Origin of the sequence: Pseudomonas sp. MG-9 (genome assembly GCF_018729515.1) — a bacterium.
GTDB classification, from domain to species: Bacteria; Pseudomonadota; Gammaproteobacteria; order Pseudomonadales; family Pseudomonadaceae; genus Aquipseudomonas; species Aquipseudomonas serboccidentalis.
The window spans coordinates 181,673-196,040 of record NZ_JAHHZH010000009.1; the positions used below are offsets into that span (position 1 = coordinate 181,673).

A 14,368-nucleotide genomic window follows, 5' to 3' on the forward strand; every position below is an offset into this window, starting at 1 on the left:
GGTTTAAGCCTGTTCCAACGAGGTTACACGGGTGGCATTGGCCGGGATTTTCCCTGCCGCGACCAGACGCTTGTGCTGCTCGGCTTCGATGCGTTCGATCGTTTCAACCGGAACCATATAGCCCTGGTCGTCACGTGCCGCGTGGATCACGAAGTAGATGACAGTGCCGGCCAGGCTGGCGATCGCCAACCACCAGATGTGCCAGATCATCGCGAAACCGAAGACGGTCAGCAGTGCGCCCATCACCACGCCAGTGGCGGTGTTGTTCGGCATGTGGATCGGCTCGTACTTGGCCGGAGCCTGGTACGCGGTACCGTTTTCCTTGGCTTCGGTGAACGGGTCGATGCAGTCAGCCTTAGGCAGCACAGCGAAGTTGTAGAACGGAGGTGGCGACGAGGTCGACCATTCCAGAGTGTGGCCATTCCACGGGTCACCGTGATCGCAAACGTTCTCTGGCTTCTTGCGGTCACGCACACTGACGTACAGCTGGATCAGTTGGCAGGCGATACCGACAGCGATCATCACCGCACCGAACATGGCAACGTACAGGTACGGTACCCACTCAGGGTTGGTGGTGGCGTTCAGACGACGGGTCATGCCCATGAAGCCCAGTGCATAGAGCGGCATGAACGCGACGAAGAAGCCCGAGATCCAGAACCAGAACGCTGCTTTACCCCAGCCTTCGTGCAGCTTGAAGCCGAACGCTTTCGGGAAGTAGAAGCCGAAACCTGCGATGTAGCCGAATACCGCGCCGCCGATGATCACGTTGTGGAAGTGCGCGATCACGAACAGGCTGTTGTGCAGAACGAAGTCAGCACCCGGGATGGCCAGCAGTACGCCGGTCATGCCGCCGATGGCGAAGGTCACCATGAAGCCCAGGGTCCACATCACCTGGCTGGTGAAGCGCAGACGGCCCTGGTAGATGGTGAACAGCCAGTTGAACAGCTTCACACCCGTAGGGATGGAAATCAGCATCGTCGCCAGACCGAAGAAGGCGTTGACGCTGGCACCCGAACCCATGGTGAAGAAGTGGTGCAGCCAAACCATGAAACCCAGTACCGAGATCGCGCCCGAAGCGTAGATCATCGAGTGGTGGCCGAACAGTTTCTTGCCGGTGAACGCCGAGATCACTTCCGAGAAGATGCCGAATGCCGGCAGGATCAGGATGTAAACCTCAGGGTGGCCCCAGGCCCAGAACAGGTTGACGTACATCATCGGATTGCCACCAAGTTCATTGGTGAAAATGTGGAAATCCATGTAACGGTCGAGGGTCAGCAGTGCCAGGGTAGCGGTCAGGATCGGGAACGAAGCCACGATCAGGACGTTAGCCCAGGTGCAGGTCCAGGTGAAGATCGGCATGTCCATCAGCTTCATGCCAGGGGTACGCATTTTCAGCACGGTCGCCAGGAAGTTGACCCCCGTCAGCGTCGTACCTAACCCGGATAGCTGTAGCGCCCAGATGTAGTAGTCCATACCCACGCCAGGGCTGTATTGCAGACCCGACAGCGGCGGATAGGCAACCCAACCGGTCTTGGCGAATTCGCCGACGCCCAGGGACAGGTTGATCAGCACAACGCCGGACACCAGCAGCCAGAAGCTCAGGGAGTTCAGGAACGGGAAGGCAACGTCACGCGCGCCGATCTGCAGCGGCACTGCAAGGTTCATCAGGCCGGTGAAAAATGGCATCGCCATGAAGATGATCATGATCACACCGTGAGCGGTGAAGATCTGGTCATAGTGTTCAGGTGGCAGGTAGCCAGGCGAACCCTCGGTGGCCATGGCCAACTGGGTACGCATCATGATGGCGTCGGCAAAGCCACGCAGCAGCATGACCATGGCAACGACGATGTACATCACGCCGATTTTCTTGTGGTCGACCGACGTCAGCCACTCGGTCCACAAGTACGTCCACTTCTTGAAGTAGGTGATTGCAGCGAACAACGCCAGACCACCGAGCGCGATCATGGAGATGGTCACCATGACAATCGGCTCGTGGAAAGGGATCGCTTCCCAACTTAATTTACCAAACATCGTTTACTCCTCTGCCCCGGCAGCTGAATGCGAATTCGAGTCCATGTCCGTTGCCGCCACTTCTTTCTCTTTCTTCTCGTGCTTCAGCGGCTTGCCCGGTTTCATGCCTTCGTACTTGTCGACGATGGTCTGGAACAGGTTCGGCGTGACCGAGGAGTAGAGCTCGACTGGATTGTTCTGGCTTGGCTTGGCAAGGGCTGCGTATTCAGCTTGTTCAAGCTGTTTAGGTGCCTTTTTGACTTCACTTACCCAGGCGTCGAAATCTTCCTGAGAAGTTGCGATCGCTTTGAATTTCATACCGGTGAAACCAGCGCCGCTGTAGTTGGCGGAGATACCGTCCATTTCAGCGTTGCGGTCAGCGATCAGGTGCAGCTTGGTGGTCATGCCCGCCATCGCGTAGATCTGGCCGCCCAGGCCCGGGATGAAGAACGAGTTCATCACGGCGTCGGAGGTGATGCGGAAATTGACCGGGGTGTGCGCCGGGAACACGATCTTGTTGACCGTGGCAATGCCTTGTTCCGGGTAGATGAACAGCCACTTCCAGTCCAGCGCGACCACTTCGATGGTCACAGGCTTGACGTCAGACTCGATCGGACGATACGGGTCCAGCTTGTGGGTCGAAATGTAGGTGATGTAACCCAGGGCAACGATGATCAGGACCGGGATGGTCCAGACTGCCACTTCGATTTTGGTCGAGTGCGACCATTTCGGGGTGTAGACGGCATCCTTGTTGGATGCGCGGTACTTCCAGGCGAACAGGAAGGTCATGACGATAACCGGCACAACGACCAACAGCATCAGCAGCGTGGCGGTGATGATCAGGTTGCGCTGTTCCAGGCCGACCTGGCCCGTTGGATTGAGCAGGGTCATGTTGCAGCCTCCCAGCAACAACGTGCCGAGCAGCGGCACTAGGCCTAGTAATCTGGGGTACCTGTTTTTACTCATCTCACGACCTCTAAAGCAGCTTGCGCAATGCAGTTGGGTTTTGATCGCCAACACTTCACCCTGCCAAGGGTTGGCATTTTCTTTGGATTGAATAAGGGCCGCCCGTCGCGCGTCAGACGCTCGACAAAACCTGGGACAGCGGTCAGTTCTTATTCGAATTCGTGGTCAAAGGCCTTGTTACAGACCAATTCCATTTGGTGCGGAAAGTTGGAAGGCACCGACACCTGGGTGTCTCGCAGCCTTTCGGCCCCTCGACACCCGACTTCCTGCGCAGCGCCTTATTAAAAAGTTCCTTAATAAAGGCTGAACAGTGCCGGGAATTCAGTGCGGGCGATTGTAGATAGGTAGCGCCCTATACACCATGTCTTATCCCGAAATAATTTTTATCGCTCAGAGCAACAATCCATCACCGTTTTTGCAAAAGTGACCCATGTTATCGAAATCGATTCTCAACAAAAACACCAAAAAACGTAGGTCTATCCACCTCAGTTCAGACAGCTCCGAAGGCTTTTTCCCAGATCCAAAACGGCGCAAAGCCCGATATTCCAAGGCCTCTGGCCATCTGCCAGCGCTTGTTAAAACTGCCTGCTCTGGCACACGCGTGCAAAACCAGAAAAATGCCGAATCAGACCAATCCTTTTTTGTAACAGCGCAGCAATCCGCATCGGCGAAATGCCCTGCGACACGGCGCGTGTGACAACATGTCGCACACCTGCCGCACTCTCTATTGCCGTCCGTCACGGTGATTTCACAAACACTCTGAAATGCAAAACGCCCCGATCGGCTGATCCGCAAATCGGGGCGTTTTCTGTATCGGCCAATCAGCCGAAGAGTTGATTCAGCGCAGGGCTTTTCGGTTACGCGAGGTCAGCAGCGGCACCAGGATCACCACCAGCACGAACGCCACCAGCGCCCATTGCGCCAGCGACAGACCGAGGATCGGCGGATACGGCGTCGAGCAGAAACCGTCGACCTGGAAGCCCAGCGGGAAGATCTTCGCCAGCGGCAGGTCATCGACAATCGGCTGCAACACATCGATGCCGCAGCTCACCGCCGGATAGAACTGGGTGTAAACGTGATGCCCGGCGACGCCGGCGCCGGCGATCGCGCAGATCACCACCAGCACTTCGAACACCGTGATGCTGCGTCGAGTGCGCATGGCCGCGCCAATGAAGGCGAACAGCGCGATCAGCAGCAATGCATAACGCTGCAGAATGCACAGCGGGCATGGCGCCTCGCCCAGCACGATCTGCATGTACAGCGCGCCACCAATCAACGCCAGGCAGATAATGCCCAGCAGCACCAGAAAGCGCCGCTCACGCCCCAGTCGAATCGTTTCCTCGCTCATCGCGTTTCCCTTGTATGTCCATGGTTCAGCTGGCCGGCGGCTGCGCTTGCAGTTGCGCCATCAGGCTGATGTTGTCTTCGATATGCCAATTGGCCGCGATGCGACCGTTGTCGATCTGATAGATATCGGTTGCCCGGAAGTCTACACGCTGGCCCTGCCCTTTGAGAGCCTTGAACGTGCCGTTGAAGTGGCCGCGAAAGTGCAGATGCACCACCACGCGGTCACCGGCGATGATCATTTGCTCGATCTCGCAGCTCAGGTCCGGCACCGCCGTGCGAAAGAACTTCGACGCCAGCAACGGCCCGGTCGGCCCCTGCACCCGACCTTCGGGCGGAGTCTTGTCGACGAACTGCGGCGACAAGGCTGCCGTGGCCAAGGCCTCTTCCCCACTGTTCCAGAAACTGCCGTAACGCCGCGCCGCCAACTCCATCGCCTCTCGTTGAGCCTTGGGCAGATTCTGATCGACAATCAGGCTCTGCGGTGTGATCAAGGCCGATTCGGCAGAAGCAAACGGACTGGCCAGCAACGCGGCCGACAGGCCCAGGGTTGCCAGGCTCAAACGAGAGGAGAAGATGATGTGCGACATGGGGGCGATCCTGATCAGTTAAACGAACGAGCGCCTATCATCAGCATCGGGGAATAAACGATAAACCGGTTAAGAAACGATTAACCTTTAAACAGAATTTAATAATAGAGACCGCGTAACGGCCATCGCGAGCAGGCTCACTCCTACAAGGGATCTGCGTGGTACACCATTTTCATGTACACCACCGCCCCTGTAGGAGTGAGCCTGCTCGCGATGAAGGCGACTCGGTTTTAAGGATTATTCCAAAGCAGCCGCCGGCCCGAAGAATTCGTAACGGCTCTGCTTCTCAGGCACACCCAAGGCTTTTAGATGGCGCTTGATCGCGCCCATGAAACCTTTCGGCCCAAGGAAGTAAGCGTCGACATCCCGTTGCGCCGGCAGCCACTCGCCCAACTGTTCCTGACTCAAGATCCCGACCTTGTCCGCCGCCGGGCTCACGCCGTCATCCTCGGCATAGCAATAGAAGCGCTTGAGCTGCGGATGACGCGCCGCCAACCCGTCGATCCAGTCGCGGAACGCATGCACGCTGCCGTTGCGCGCGCAGTGGATAAAGTGCACCGGGCGCTCGGTTTGCAGCGCCGCTTCGAGCATCGCCAGGGTCGGCGTGATGCCGACACCGCCACTGATCAGCACCAGCGGTTTGTCGCTGGCAGTCAGGGTGAACTCGCCCGATGGCGGGAACAGCTGAATGCTCGCGCCGACGTGCAGTTGATCGTGCAAGTGGTTGGACGCACGACCACCCGGTTCGCGTTTGACGCTGATGCGGTACTGACCTTTATTGGCCAGCGCCGACAGCGAGTAGTTGCGGCGGACTTCTTCGCCGTCGAGGATCAGCTTCATACCGATGTACTGGCCCGGTTCGGCGGCGAGGATCGGACCTTTGTCCACTGGCTCGAAGTAGAACGAAGTGATCTCCGCGCTCTCCTCGACCCGGTCCACCACGATGAACTCCCGCGCCCCACGCCAGCCGCCGACCGCCTGCTCTTTCTGGTCGTAGATCGCCGCTTCGGCACCGATCAGGATCTCGGCCAGTTGCCCGTAAGCGGCGCCCCACGCGCTCATCACTTCAGGCGTGGCGATCTCGTCGCCCAGCACTTCGGAGATGGCGCGCAGCAGGCACGAACCAACAATCGGGTAATGCTCCGGCAGGATCTGCAGGGCCACGTGCTTGTTGATGATCTTCGCCACCAGATCGCCCAACTGGTCGAGCTGGTCGATGTGCCGGGCGTACATCAACACACCATTGGCCAAGGCACGCGGCTGGTCGCCACTGGCCTGGTGCGCCTGGTTGAACAGCGGGCGAACTTCGGGGTATTCAGAGAGCATCATGCGGTAGAAGTGGGTGATCAGCGCTTCACCACCGCTTTCCAGCAGGGGCACAGTGGACTTGATGATGGCACGATCCTGGACGCTAAGCATAAGAGTGACTCCTGAGCTTTCTGAGAATTACCTTAGGCTCTTCAGTTTTCGTGCCATGTTTTTTATCTATATAAATCAATAGCTTATATTTTACGTAGTCATTTAGACTCAAAGCGCTTTATAGTCATAGCGACTACATCGTGTCTCTTTGACTGCAGGATCATGACCGCCAAACCTCTGCTCACCGCTTTACTGCCGCTGGTCTCCGACCTGTCCCGCGAACTGCCCGAAGGCGAGCGCTACCGGCGCCTGCTCGAAGCCATGCGCGCCCTGCTGCCGTGCGACGCCGCCGCGTTGCTGCGCCTGGACGGCGAATGGCTGGTGCCGCTGGCGGTGGATGGTTTGAGCACCGACACCCTCGGCCGGCGCTTCAAGGTCAGCGAACACCCACGCTTTGCGATCCTGCTCGACGGCGCCGGGCCGACGCGGTTCGCCGCCGACAGCGACTTGCCTGATCCGTATGACGGCCTGGTCGATGGTCACGGCGATCACCTCGAAGTGCACGACTGCCTCGGTTGCCCGTTGTTCGTCGATGAAAAACTCTGGGGCCTGATCACCCTCGATGCCCTCGACCCGGAGCGTTTCGAGCCGATCGAACTCGATGTCCTGCAAGCCTTCGCCAGCCTTGCCTCGGCCACGGTCAACGCCGCCGAGCGCATCGAACGCCTGGCGTTGCGCGCCGAGGACGAGCACCAGCGCGCTGAGGTCTACCGCCAGGCCAGCGGCCAGCAGCAGCGTGAAATGATCGGCCAGAGCAAGACGCACAAACGTCTGGTGGAGGAAATCAATCTGGTCGGCGGCAGCGATCTGACCGTGCTGATCACCGGCGAAACCGGGGTCGGCAAGGAACTGGTGGCGCAGGCGATCCACGCCGCCTCCCCGCGCGCCGACAAACCGATCATCAGCCTCAACTGCGCCGCGCTGCCCGACACTCTGGTCGAGAGCGAACTGTTCGGCCACGTGCGCGGAGCCTTCACCGGCGCCACCAGCGACCGTCGCGGCAAGTTCGAACTGGCCAATGGCGGCACGCTGTTTCTCGATGAAGTCGGCGAGCTGTCGCTGACCGTGCAGGCCAAGTTGCTGCGGGTGCTGCAAAGCGGCCAATTGCAGCGCCTGGGTTCGGACAGGGAACATCAGGTCGACGTGCGCCTGATCGCCGCGACCAACCGCGATCTGGCCGAAGAGGTGCGCAGCGGCCGTTACCGCGCCGACTTCTATCACCGCTTGAGCGTGTATCCGCTGCGGGTCCCGGCGCTGCGTGATCGTGGGCGCGATGTGTTGCTGCTCAGCGGCTTCTTTCTGGAACAGAACCGCTCGCGCATGGGCCTCAACAGCCTGCGCCTGAGCAGCGACGCTCAGGAAGCGTTGCTCGCCTACACTTGGCCGGGCAACGTGCGAGAGCTGGAGCATTTGATTGGTCGCAGCGCGTTGAAGGCGCTGGGCAACTGCAAGGTACGGCCGAAGATACTCAGCCTGAGCGCGGCGGATCTGGATTTACCGCGTGAGGTTGTGGATAACTCGCCCGAGCCTGTCACTGACTTGAATACTGCGCCGTTGCCGACCGGCGACTTGCGCAGTGCCACCGAGCAATATCAGCGGCAATTGATCAGCGCGGCGCTGGCGCGCCATCAGGATAACTGGGCGAGTGCGGCGCGGGAGTTGGGGCTGGATCGGGCGAACCTAGGCCGAATGGCTAAACGGCTGGGCATGAAATAGAACTCTATTGTGGTGAGGGGGCTTGCCCCCGTTCGGCCGCGAAGCGGTCGTAAAACCAGCAATGCCTCACTGCCAGAGGAACAGGGCGCGCTTCGCACTCCAACGGGGGCAAGCCCCCTCGCCACAAAGGTCTCAGCACCGTTTGGCCGAGATTGGGGATTGAGCCTAAAGCCTGCCCCCGACAAGTCGATAACCCGGCATCAATAGTTTTTGGCGATTTGCACCCTCGCCCATCACCTTTTTCAACAGAAGGTTTATATGTCTTCCACCAAAGCCCGCGCAGACTCACTTTCGCTTCTGCTGTTTACCTTGCGCAGCGGCAAGCTGATGGCGATCAACCTGCTGAAAGTCAGTGAAATCATCCCCTGCCCGCCGCTGACCAAACTGCCGGAGTCGCACCCGCACGTCAAAGGCATCGCCACCCTGCGCGGCGCGTCGCTGTCGGTGATCGACCTCAGCCGCGCCATCGGCGAGCGGCCGCTGGAAGACCCGAATGGCGGTTGCCTGATCGTCACCGACGTCAGCCGCTCAAAGCAGGGTCTGCATGTGCAGGCCGTGAGCAAAATCGTCCATTGCCTGACCACCGACATCAAACCACCGCCGTTCGGCTCCGGCGGCTCGCGCGCCTACATCACCGGCGTGACCTCGGTCGACGGCACGCTGGTGCAAGTGCTGGACATCGAGAAAGTCATCCACAGCATCGCCCCGGCGCAAATTGAAATGGCCCCGACCGACCTGAGCATGGAAGACGCCGAAGTCCTCGGCAATGCGCGGATTCTGGTGGTCGACGACAGCCAGGTGGCGTTGCAGCAATCGGTGCACACCCTGCGCAATCTCGGTCTGCAGTGCCACACCGCGCGCAGTGCCAAGGAAGCCATCGATTGCCTGCTGGATCTGCAAGGCACCGCGCAGCAGATCAACCTGATCGTCTCCGACATCGAAATGTCCGAAATGGACGGCTATGCCTTCACCCGCACCCTGCGCGAAACCCCGGATTTTGCCCACCTCTACGTGCTGCTGCACACCTCGCTCGACAGCGCGATGAACAGCGAAAAAGCCCGTCTGGCCGGCGCCAACGCAGTGCTGACCAAGTTCTCCTCGCCAGAACTGACCCAGCGCCTGATCGAAGCGGCCAAACACGTCGCGGCCAACGGTCACTGAGTCTTGGCCCAGATCTATTGCTTGCTGATGCGGCGCGACCTTCGCCAAGGCGTGCCGCCGATCGACTGGCCGGATGATGTCGAGCTGAGCACCTACCGCCCGGAACTGGCGTCGGCCGTGCATCAACTGATGCAGCTCGGCTACCGCGAAGGCGGCGGTCGGGTGCCGACGCTTGATGAGTGGCAACAACGGTTTGAAAGCGACCCCGAATACGATCCCCAGTTGTGCTTCATCGTCAGCGATGCCGAAGGCGTGATCGGTGTGGCGCAGTGTTGGACCAGTTCGTATATCAAGAATCTGGTGGTGCATCCGCGTCTGCAAGGACGTGGTCTGGGACGGGCGTTGCTGCTGAATGCATTCAAGGTGTTTCAGCAGCGCCGTGAAGGTTTTGTCGATCTGAAGGTGCTGGAAGACAACCTGCGGGCGCAGCGTTTGTATGAAAGTGCCGGGATGTATGTGGTTCGCCGGGAGTTGGTGCCGGACTGACTCAAAGTCAAAAGATCGCAGCCTTCGGCAGCTCCTACACGGATCTCTGTGGGAGCTGCCGAAGGCTGCGATCTTTTAGCGGTGCCCCAGGCAACAAAACTCCTTAGGCATACTCCAACGCTTGGACACTCAAGACCAAGGATGCCGCCCATGAAGCTCCTCACTTTCAGCCTGCTCTGCCTTACCGCCCTCGCCTCCCAGGCCCACGCCTCCAGCCCCGACGCCTGGGCCGCCTACGACAAAACCGTCCTCGCCAGTTGCACCAAGGCCAGTGGCCTCAAAGACGTCAAACCCGTCGGCACACCCGCGCAATTCGATGACCGCGTCGGCTACACCGCCGTGCTGCTGCAAGGCCAATACCCGCAAAAGCACATGAAAGGCCAGCAAGGCACCGAGCTGTGCCTGTACAACAAAAAGTCGAAAACCGCGTTCATCACCGAGTGGGACTCGATCCGCCCGAGCGCCAAGGCACAATGAATGGCGCATAACTTGCTTCGACCAGGTTCTGCACGGCGATTTTACGTCGCCGTTTCACCCCCGGATTGAAGATTGATCGTTCGATGAATACGACGTTTTCCTGCGTCGGTTGCGGCAAATGCTGCACCGACCACCATGTCCCCCTGACCCTCGCCGAAGCCCGCATGTGGGCGGCGGATGGCGGTCAGGTGATCGTGCTGGCGGAGGCTTTTCTCGGCAACGGCCTGGGTTTGCCGGCGCAGCAGCGTGAGCACGCCGAGCGGCGTTCGCTGGAAGTGCGCAGCGGCACCACGGATGCCCACGTGGCAATCACCTTTGCCGCCTACAACGTCGGTCGCTGCCGGAATCTTGACGAAGACAACCTGTGCCGCATCTACGAACGCCGGCCGCTGGTGTGCAGGATTTATCCTGCGGAAATCAACCCGCACATCCCGCTCAACCCGGCCGCCAAGGATTGCCCGCCGGAGTCGTGGCAACAGGGGCCACTGTTGATTGTCGGCGGGGAGTTGGTCGATCAGGAACTGGTCGAGCTGATCCAGCGTTCGCGCCAGGCGGATCGGGATGACATCCGCATCAAAGATGCGATCTGCGCCGCGCTGGGCATTCGCACCACGGCGCTCAAGGGTGATGGGTTTACCGCGTATTTGCCGGACATGAGCGCGTTTGCGTCGGTGATCGATCAGGTTTCAGTACAGCCGCCGGGCGAGACACCCAGTGAATGGCTGTTTCATTTGTCCGGTGATGACGTGGCCGGGCAATTGTTGGCGGCCGGGGCGCTGGTGGTGACGGAGCCGGCGCAGACGTATGCGTTTATCTCTCTGCGCGCGGCTTGATCCAGAATTTTCGCCGGGGCTGGCCCCTTCGCGAGCAGGCTCGCGCCCACATTTGAAATGCATTCTTCTGTAGGAGTGAGCCTGCTCGCGATAGGGCCAGTCTGAACAAAACCTCAATCCCGAACCCGGCGCCGCCCCCAAAACTCCCGCGCCAGCAACCGCAAATCCCCCGCCAACCCCGCCACATCTTCAGAATTGCGCTGACTCTGCCGCCCCTCATCCACCGTCAACTCCGACGCCGCCCGAATGCTGACGATGTTGCGGTTGATGTCTTCGCTCACCGCGCTCTGCTGCTCCACCGCGGCGGCGATCTGCAGGCTCATCTCGGTGATCTGCTCGACCCGCTCGCTGATCCCGTCCAGCGCCCGCGCCGCGCGCTGTGCCTGTTCGACACTGTTATCCACATGCTCGCTGCTCTGCTGCATCACCAGCACCGCGTCCCGCGCGCCGTTCTGCAGGGTGCTGATCATCCGTTGAATCTCGTTGGTCGATTGCTGCGTACGTTGCGCCAACCCGCGCACCTCATCGGCCACCACCGCAAACCCGCGCCCGGCATCCCCGGCCCGCGCCGCTTCGATCGCCGCGTTGAGCGCCAGCAGATTGGTCTGCTCGGCGATGCTGCGGATCACCTCCAGCACCCCGGAAATCTCGCTGCTGTGGCCTTCGAGCTGATGGATCACCTGGGTCGCCCGCCCAAGTTCTTCCGCCAGACGCAACACCGCACTGCGACTTTCACCGACCAGCAAATGCCCCTCACGGGTTTCCGTACCCGCCATGTCCGCCGCGTCCGATGCCTGCTGCGCATGGCTGGCGACCTGCGCCACACTCGCGGCCATCTGATGAATCGCCGCCGCCACCTGATCGGTTTCCGCCTGCTGGGCCAGCGAGCTGCTGTGGCTGCTTTGCAGATGATCAACCAATTGCGCTGCGTGTCCGGCCAACTGCTGCGACGCATCGCCGATACGCCCGACCACCGCGCCAACCTGGGCCTCGAGCATCTGCAGGGCAAACTCGATCTGGCCGAATTCATCGCGGCGCCCGGTGTAGATGCTCTGGCTCAGCGGATTGTCCGCAACCTCACGCGCCCGCTCGGTCAGCCGCTCCAGCGGCCGCAAGATCCAGCGCACGCCCAACGCACAAAGACTGCTGCCGGCAACAAACGCCAGCCCATCGATCCACGCCGACTCCGGGCGCAACCACGCCTCGATCCCCAACACCAGCCCCAGCAACACGCTGGCCAACGTCGTGATCCTGCCGCGCAAACCGAGGCGCGGCAGCGGCCGCCGCCCCTTCAACTCACCGCGCAACTGCGCATACACCCGCTCGGCCACCGGCACCAGCCGCGCATCCGGCCGGGTGCGCACCGACTGATACTCCACCGCCACACCGTTCTGCGTGACCGGCGTGACATACGCGCTGACCCAGTAGTGATCACCGTTCTTGCAGCGATTCTTCACCAGCCCCATCCACGAGCGCCCGCTTTTGAGTGTCTGCCACATGTGCGCAAACGCCTGCGTCGGCATGTCCGGGTGACGCAACAGGTTGTGTGGCGTACCGAGCAATTCGTCGCGGCTGTAACCGCTGATCCTGATGAAGTCGTCGTTGGCGTAGGTGATCGCGCTGGTCAGATCGGTGGTCGAAAGAATGTTCGCATCCAGCGCCACATCGACATTACGGCCAGTTACCGGGAGATTGATCTTCATGCAATAGCGCGCTCGTTTTATTGAAAGAGTCGGCAGGGCTGCTGACTCTAAGCGCACCAATTGGTTAAATATTGATCTGGCTCAGGGGATGAGCACTTAGCCATCACTGCGACGGAAAATCGCAGTCGATGGCTGAAGGCGGGATAAAACTCAGCGCTTGCCCATCGACCGACGGGTGCCCGGCGGCGCCATGCCCGGGGTCTTGGTGTGGCCATTCTTGGCGCCGTTCTTGTACCACGGCTGGTTCGAACCCTTGGCAGCCGCCAGCTCACCCGGTTTGAACGGGAACTTGAAAGTCGGGATCTCGGGTTTGGTTTCGCTGGCGTCAGTCAGCTCGGCCGGGACATCGCTCACGGCGTCGTCAACCGGTGGTTGGGTCGGGGAAGTCATAAAAGCTCCGCAAAGCAAAAAGTCGGGCCCGAACAATGAGCCGCGAAGGCGCGCAGTATACCTGCGCGCCCGGCCTCGGCACCTGAAGATTTGCAGCGCACGCCGAACGGTTTACAGGTAGGTGATGGTGACGATGCCTTGGTCGGTTGAGGTCTTCAACGGTTGATAGGACATGGAAACCGGCAGCGTCTGATGGCTGCAGGCGTTGCGATACGTGTCCACATCGACTTGCACACCGGGCTTGATTTCAACCCGACGGAACTCGCTGGAAGACGACGTTCCGGCACGTCCTATTGCACAGCCGGGATCGACGATTTGCCCGGTGAAACGGATCTCGCCGGATTGACTGCCTGGCGCGGCGAACGCGGTAAGTGGAAGCAAAAGAAGCACACACGACATTGCGGTTTTCAGCTTCATATCTAGACACTCCCGAAGTGAGGCCCAGCGAAACCCGGGCTACACGATGTTTATCCGCGCACAGGGCTCGATCTTGAGAAGCGTAGTCGGCAAATGAGTCCCGAATTGGGGATGATCGATCCCTTTTGAGGACCACTTAACAAAAATGGCCGCTAGAGATGTGTCGCCCGACCAGACGTCTTCGCAAGCAGGCTCGCTTACAGGTGGACGGCGCTTCCCTGTGCGAGCCTGCTCGCGAAGAACGATGACGCGGTCTTCAGTTGGATTAAGTGCGAGGATCAACCCGATCCAGCGCCCGGTTCACCGCCAGTTCGGCGAGCATGACGATCTGCTGGATCGCCAGCGCCGTACTGCGCTGCGGACGACTGAGCTGATCGGCCAGATCACCGGCCATGACATTGGCTGAAGCCAGCGATTCGCAGGCGTGGGCGAGCAGGTTTTCGGTGTCGATATTCGGGTGGATGAGGAACATCGTACTGGGCTGACGCGGCTTGACCGGTTCGGGGCAGAGGTAGAAATCGAGGGCGCGCTTGATGGCTTCACGGGTTTTGATCTGATCGTCAGCGCGGATGGCGTCTTTGAGTGGGGTGGTGGGATCGATGGGTGGATCTGGAACTGGCTTAGTCATTGGAAACCCTATTTTGCAAATGGGAGCCATCCCTTGCCGTTTCTCACGCGGCGAAGTGGGTGGCAGCTATGTGCGGGGTGAGAAACCGGAAAAATAGGAAACCGGCCAGACCGAAGTCTGCCCGCACATAGCCGCCATAACGTATTTGCAGGCAGCGGATAGCCGCCGGCAATTATGCGGACTGATGGACTGAATCACTAATTTTTCAGGGTTCTCACACCCGATCGC

At 60.0% G+C, this 14,368-nt stretch carries 14 protein-coding genes; 5 read left to right on the forward strand and 9 right to left on the reverse strand.

Going from position 1 to position 14,368, the window contains the following annotated elements; genetic code table 11:
- Window positions 1-3: 3 nt before the first annotated feature.
- The 5 genes from cyoB to hmpA all read right to left on the reverse strand — a co-directional run bounded on the left by cyoB (window position 4) and on the right by hmpA (window position 6,329).
- On the reverse strand, window positions 4-2,031 hold the full coding sequence (gene cyoB, locus KKQ10_RS22860) for a cytochrome o ubiquinol oxidase subunit I (protein WP_127648186.1): 2,028 nt from the start codon (window positions 2,029-2,031) through the stop codon (window positions 4-6).
- 3 nt (window positions 2,032-2,034) lie between these two features.
- A complete protein-coding gene (gene cyoA / locus KKQ10_RS22865; RefSeq protein WP_127648185.1) occupies window positions 2,035-2,976 on the reverse strand; it encodes a ubiquinol oxidase subunit II in 942 nt (313 codons plus the stop codon).
- 838 nt (window positions 2,977-3,814) lie between these two features.
- A complete protein-coding gene (locus KKQ10_RS22870; protein WP_025109264.1) occupies window positions 3,815-4,324 on the reverse strand; it encodes a disulfide bond formation protein B in 510 nt (169 codons plus the stop codon).
- Between the two features lie 25 nt (window positions 4,325-4,349).
- Complete coding sequence (locus KKQ10_RS22875; protein ID WP_215502338.1) at window positions 4,350-4,910, reverse strand: ester cyclase; 561 nt, start codon at window positions 4,908-4,910, stop codon at window positions 4,350-4,352.
- A 237-nt stretch (window positions 4,911-5,147) separates the two neighbouring features.
- The gene (gene hmpA, locus KKQ10_RS22880) at window positions 5,148-6,329 is read right to left on the reverse strand and encodes an NO-inducible flavohemoprotein (protein ID WP_127648183.1); all 1,182 of its coding nucleotides are present in this window, start codon (window positions 6,327-6,329) and stop codon (window positions 5,148-5,150) included.
- Between the two features lie 162 nt (window positions 6,330-6,491).
- Between hmpA and norR the strand changes: the two genes are divergently transcribed.
- The 5 genes from norR (at window position 6,492) to KKQ10_RS22905 (ending at window position 11,002) form a co-directional block, all read left to right on the forward strand.
- Complete coding sequence (gene norR, locus KKQ10_RS22885; protein WP_215502339.1) at window positions 6,492-8,045, forward strand: nitric oxide reductase transcriptional regulator NorR; 1,554 nt, start codon at window positions 6,492-6,494, stop codon at window positions 8,043-8,045.
- Between the two features lie 258 nt (window positions 8,046-8,303).
- On the forward strand, window positions 8,304-9,206 hold the full coding sequence (locus tag KKQ10_RS22890; protein WP_025109268.1) for a chemotaxis protein CheV: 903 nt from the start codon (window positions 8,304-8,306) through the stop codon (window positions 9,204-9,206).
- Between the two features lie 27 nt (window positions 9,207-9,233).
- Window positions 9,234-9,692 (forward strand): GNAT family N-acetyltransferase, encoded by a 459-nt coding sequence (locus KKQ10_RS22895; protein ID WP_215502340.1) that lies wholly within the window; start codon window positions 9,234-9,236, stop codon window positions 9,690-9,692.
- Between the two features lie 150 nt (window positions 9,693-9,842).
- Window positions 9,843-10,169, forward strand: a complete 327-nt coding sequence (locus tag KKQ10_RS22900; protein ID WP_127648180.1) for a hypothetical protein — start codon at window positions 9,843-9,845, stop codon at window positions 10,167-10,169.
- An 83-nt stretch (window positions 10,170-10,252) separates the two neighbouring features.
- On the forward strand, window positions 10,253-11,002 hold the full coding sequence (locus KKQ10_RS22905) for a YkgJ family cysteine cluster protein (protein ID WP_215502341.1): 750 nt from the start codon (window positions 10,253-10,255) through the stop codon (window positions 11,000-11,002).
- A 113-nt stretch (window positions 11,003-11,115) separates the two neighbouring features.
- Here the strand turns inward: KKQ10_RS22905 and KKQ10_RS22910 are convergent, their stop codons facing one another.
- From KKQ10_RS22910 to KKQ10_RS22925, 4 genes are all read right to left on the reverse strand, one after another.
- Window positions 11,116-12,705, reverse strand: coding sequence for a methyl-accepting chemotaxis protein (locus KKQ10_RS22910; protein ID WP_215502342.1), 1,590 nt, complete (start codon window positions 12,703-12,705; stop codon window positions 11,116-11,118).
- A 150-nt stretch (window positions 12,706-12,855) separates the two neighbouring features.
- Window positions 12,856-13,095, reverse strand: coding sequence for a hypothetical protein (locus KKQ10_RS22915; protein ID WP_127648177.1), 240 nt, complete (start codon window positions 13,093-13,095; stop codon window positions 12,856-12,858).
- 111 nt (window positions 13,096-13,206) lie between these two features.
- On the reverse strand, window positions 13,207-13,512 hold the full coding sequence (locus tag KKQ10_RS22920) for a fimbrial protein (protein WP_215502343.1): 306 nt from the start codon (window positions 13,510-13,512) through the stop codon (window positions 13,207-13,209).
- A 265-nt stretch (window positions 13,513-13,777) separates the two neighbouring features.
- Window positions 13,778-14,140: a DUF6124 family protein gene (locus KKQ10_RS22925; RefSeq protein WP_215502344.1), complete on the reverse strand. Its 363-nt coding sequence runs from the start codon at window positions 14,138-14,140 to the stop codon at window positions 13,778-13,780.
- Between the last annotated feature and the right edge of the window lie 228 nt (window positions 14,141-14,368).

What these genes read in the sequence shown, in the direction of transcription:
- KKQ10_RS22890 (WP_025109268.1), top strand. Translation starts at nt 8,304, where the DNA reads ATGTCTTCCACCAAAGCCCGCGCAGACTCACTTTCGCTTCTGCTGTTT.
- norR (WP_215502339.1), top strand. Translation starts at nt 6,492, where the DNA reads ATGACCGCCAAACCTCTGCTCACCGCTTTACTGCCGCTGGTCTCCGAC.
- KKQ10_RS22915 (WP_127648177.1), bottom strand. Translation starts at nt 13,095, where the DNA reads ATGACTTCCCCGACCCAACCACCGGTTGACGACGCCGTGAGCGATGTC.
- KKQ10_RS22895 (WP_215502340.1), top strand. Translation starts at nt 9,234, where the DNA reads ATGCGGCGCGACCTTCGCCAAGGCGTGCCGCCGATCGACTGGCCGGAT.
- KKQ10_RS22920 (WP_215502343.1), bottom strand. Translation starts at nt 13,512, where the DNA reads ATGAAGCTGAAAACCGCAATGTCGTGTGTGCTTCTTTTGCTTCCACTT.
- KKQ10_RS22910 (WP_215502342.1), bottom strand. Translation starts at nt 12,705, where the DNA reads ATGAAGATCAATCTCCCGGTAACTGGCCGTAATGTCGATGTGGCGCTG.
- KKQ10_RS22875 (WP_215502338.1), bottom strand. Translation starts at nt 4,910, where the DNA reads ATGTCGCACATCATCTTCTCCTCTCGTTTGAGCCTGGCAACCCTGGGC.
- hmpA (WP_127648183.1), bottom strand. Translation starts at nt 6,329, where the DNA reads ATGCTTAGCGTCCAGGATCGTGCCATCATCAAGTCCACTGTGCCCCTG.
- cyoA (WP_127648185.1), bottom strand. Translation starts at nt 2,976, where the DNA reads ATGAGTAAAAACAGGTACCCCAGATTACTAGGCCTAGTGCCGCTGCTC.
- KKQ10_RS22900 (WP_127648180.1), top strand. Translation starts at nt 9,843, where the DNA reads ATGAAGCTCCTCACTTTCAGCCTGCTCTGCCTTACCGCCCTCGCCTCC.
- cyoB (WP_127648186.1), bottom strand. Translation starts at nt 2,031, where the DNA reads ATGTTTGGTAAATTAAGTTGGGAAGCGATCCCTTTCCACGAGCCGATT.
- KKQ10_RS22905 (WP_215502341.1), top strand. Translation starts at nt 10,253, where the DNA reads ATGAATACGACGTTTTCCTGCGTCGGTTGCGGCAAATGCTGCACCGAC.
- KKQ10_RS22870 (WP_025109264.1), bottom strand. Translation starts at nt 4,324, where the DNA reads ATGAGCGAGGAAACGATTCGACTGGGGCGTGAGCGGCGCTTTCTGGTG.
- KKQ10_RS22925 (WP_215502344.1), bottom strand. Translation starts at nt 14,140, where the DNA reads ATGACTAAGCCAGTTCCAGATCCACCCATCGATCCCACCACCCCACTC.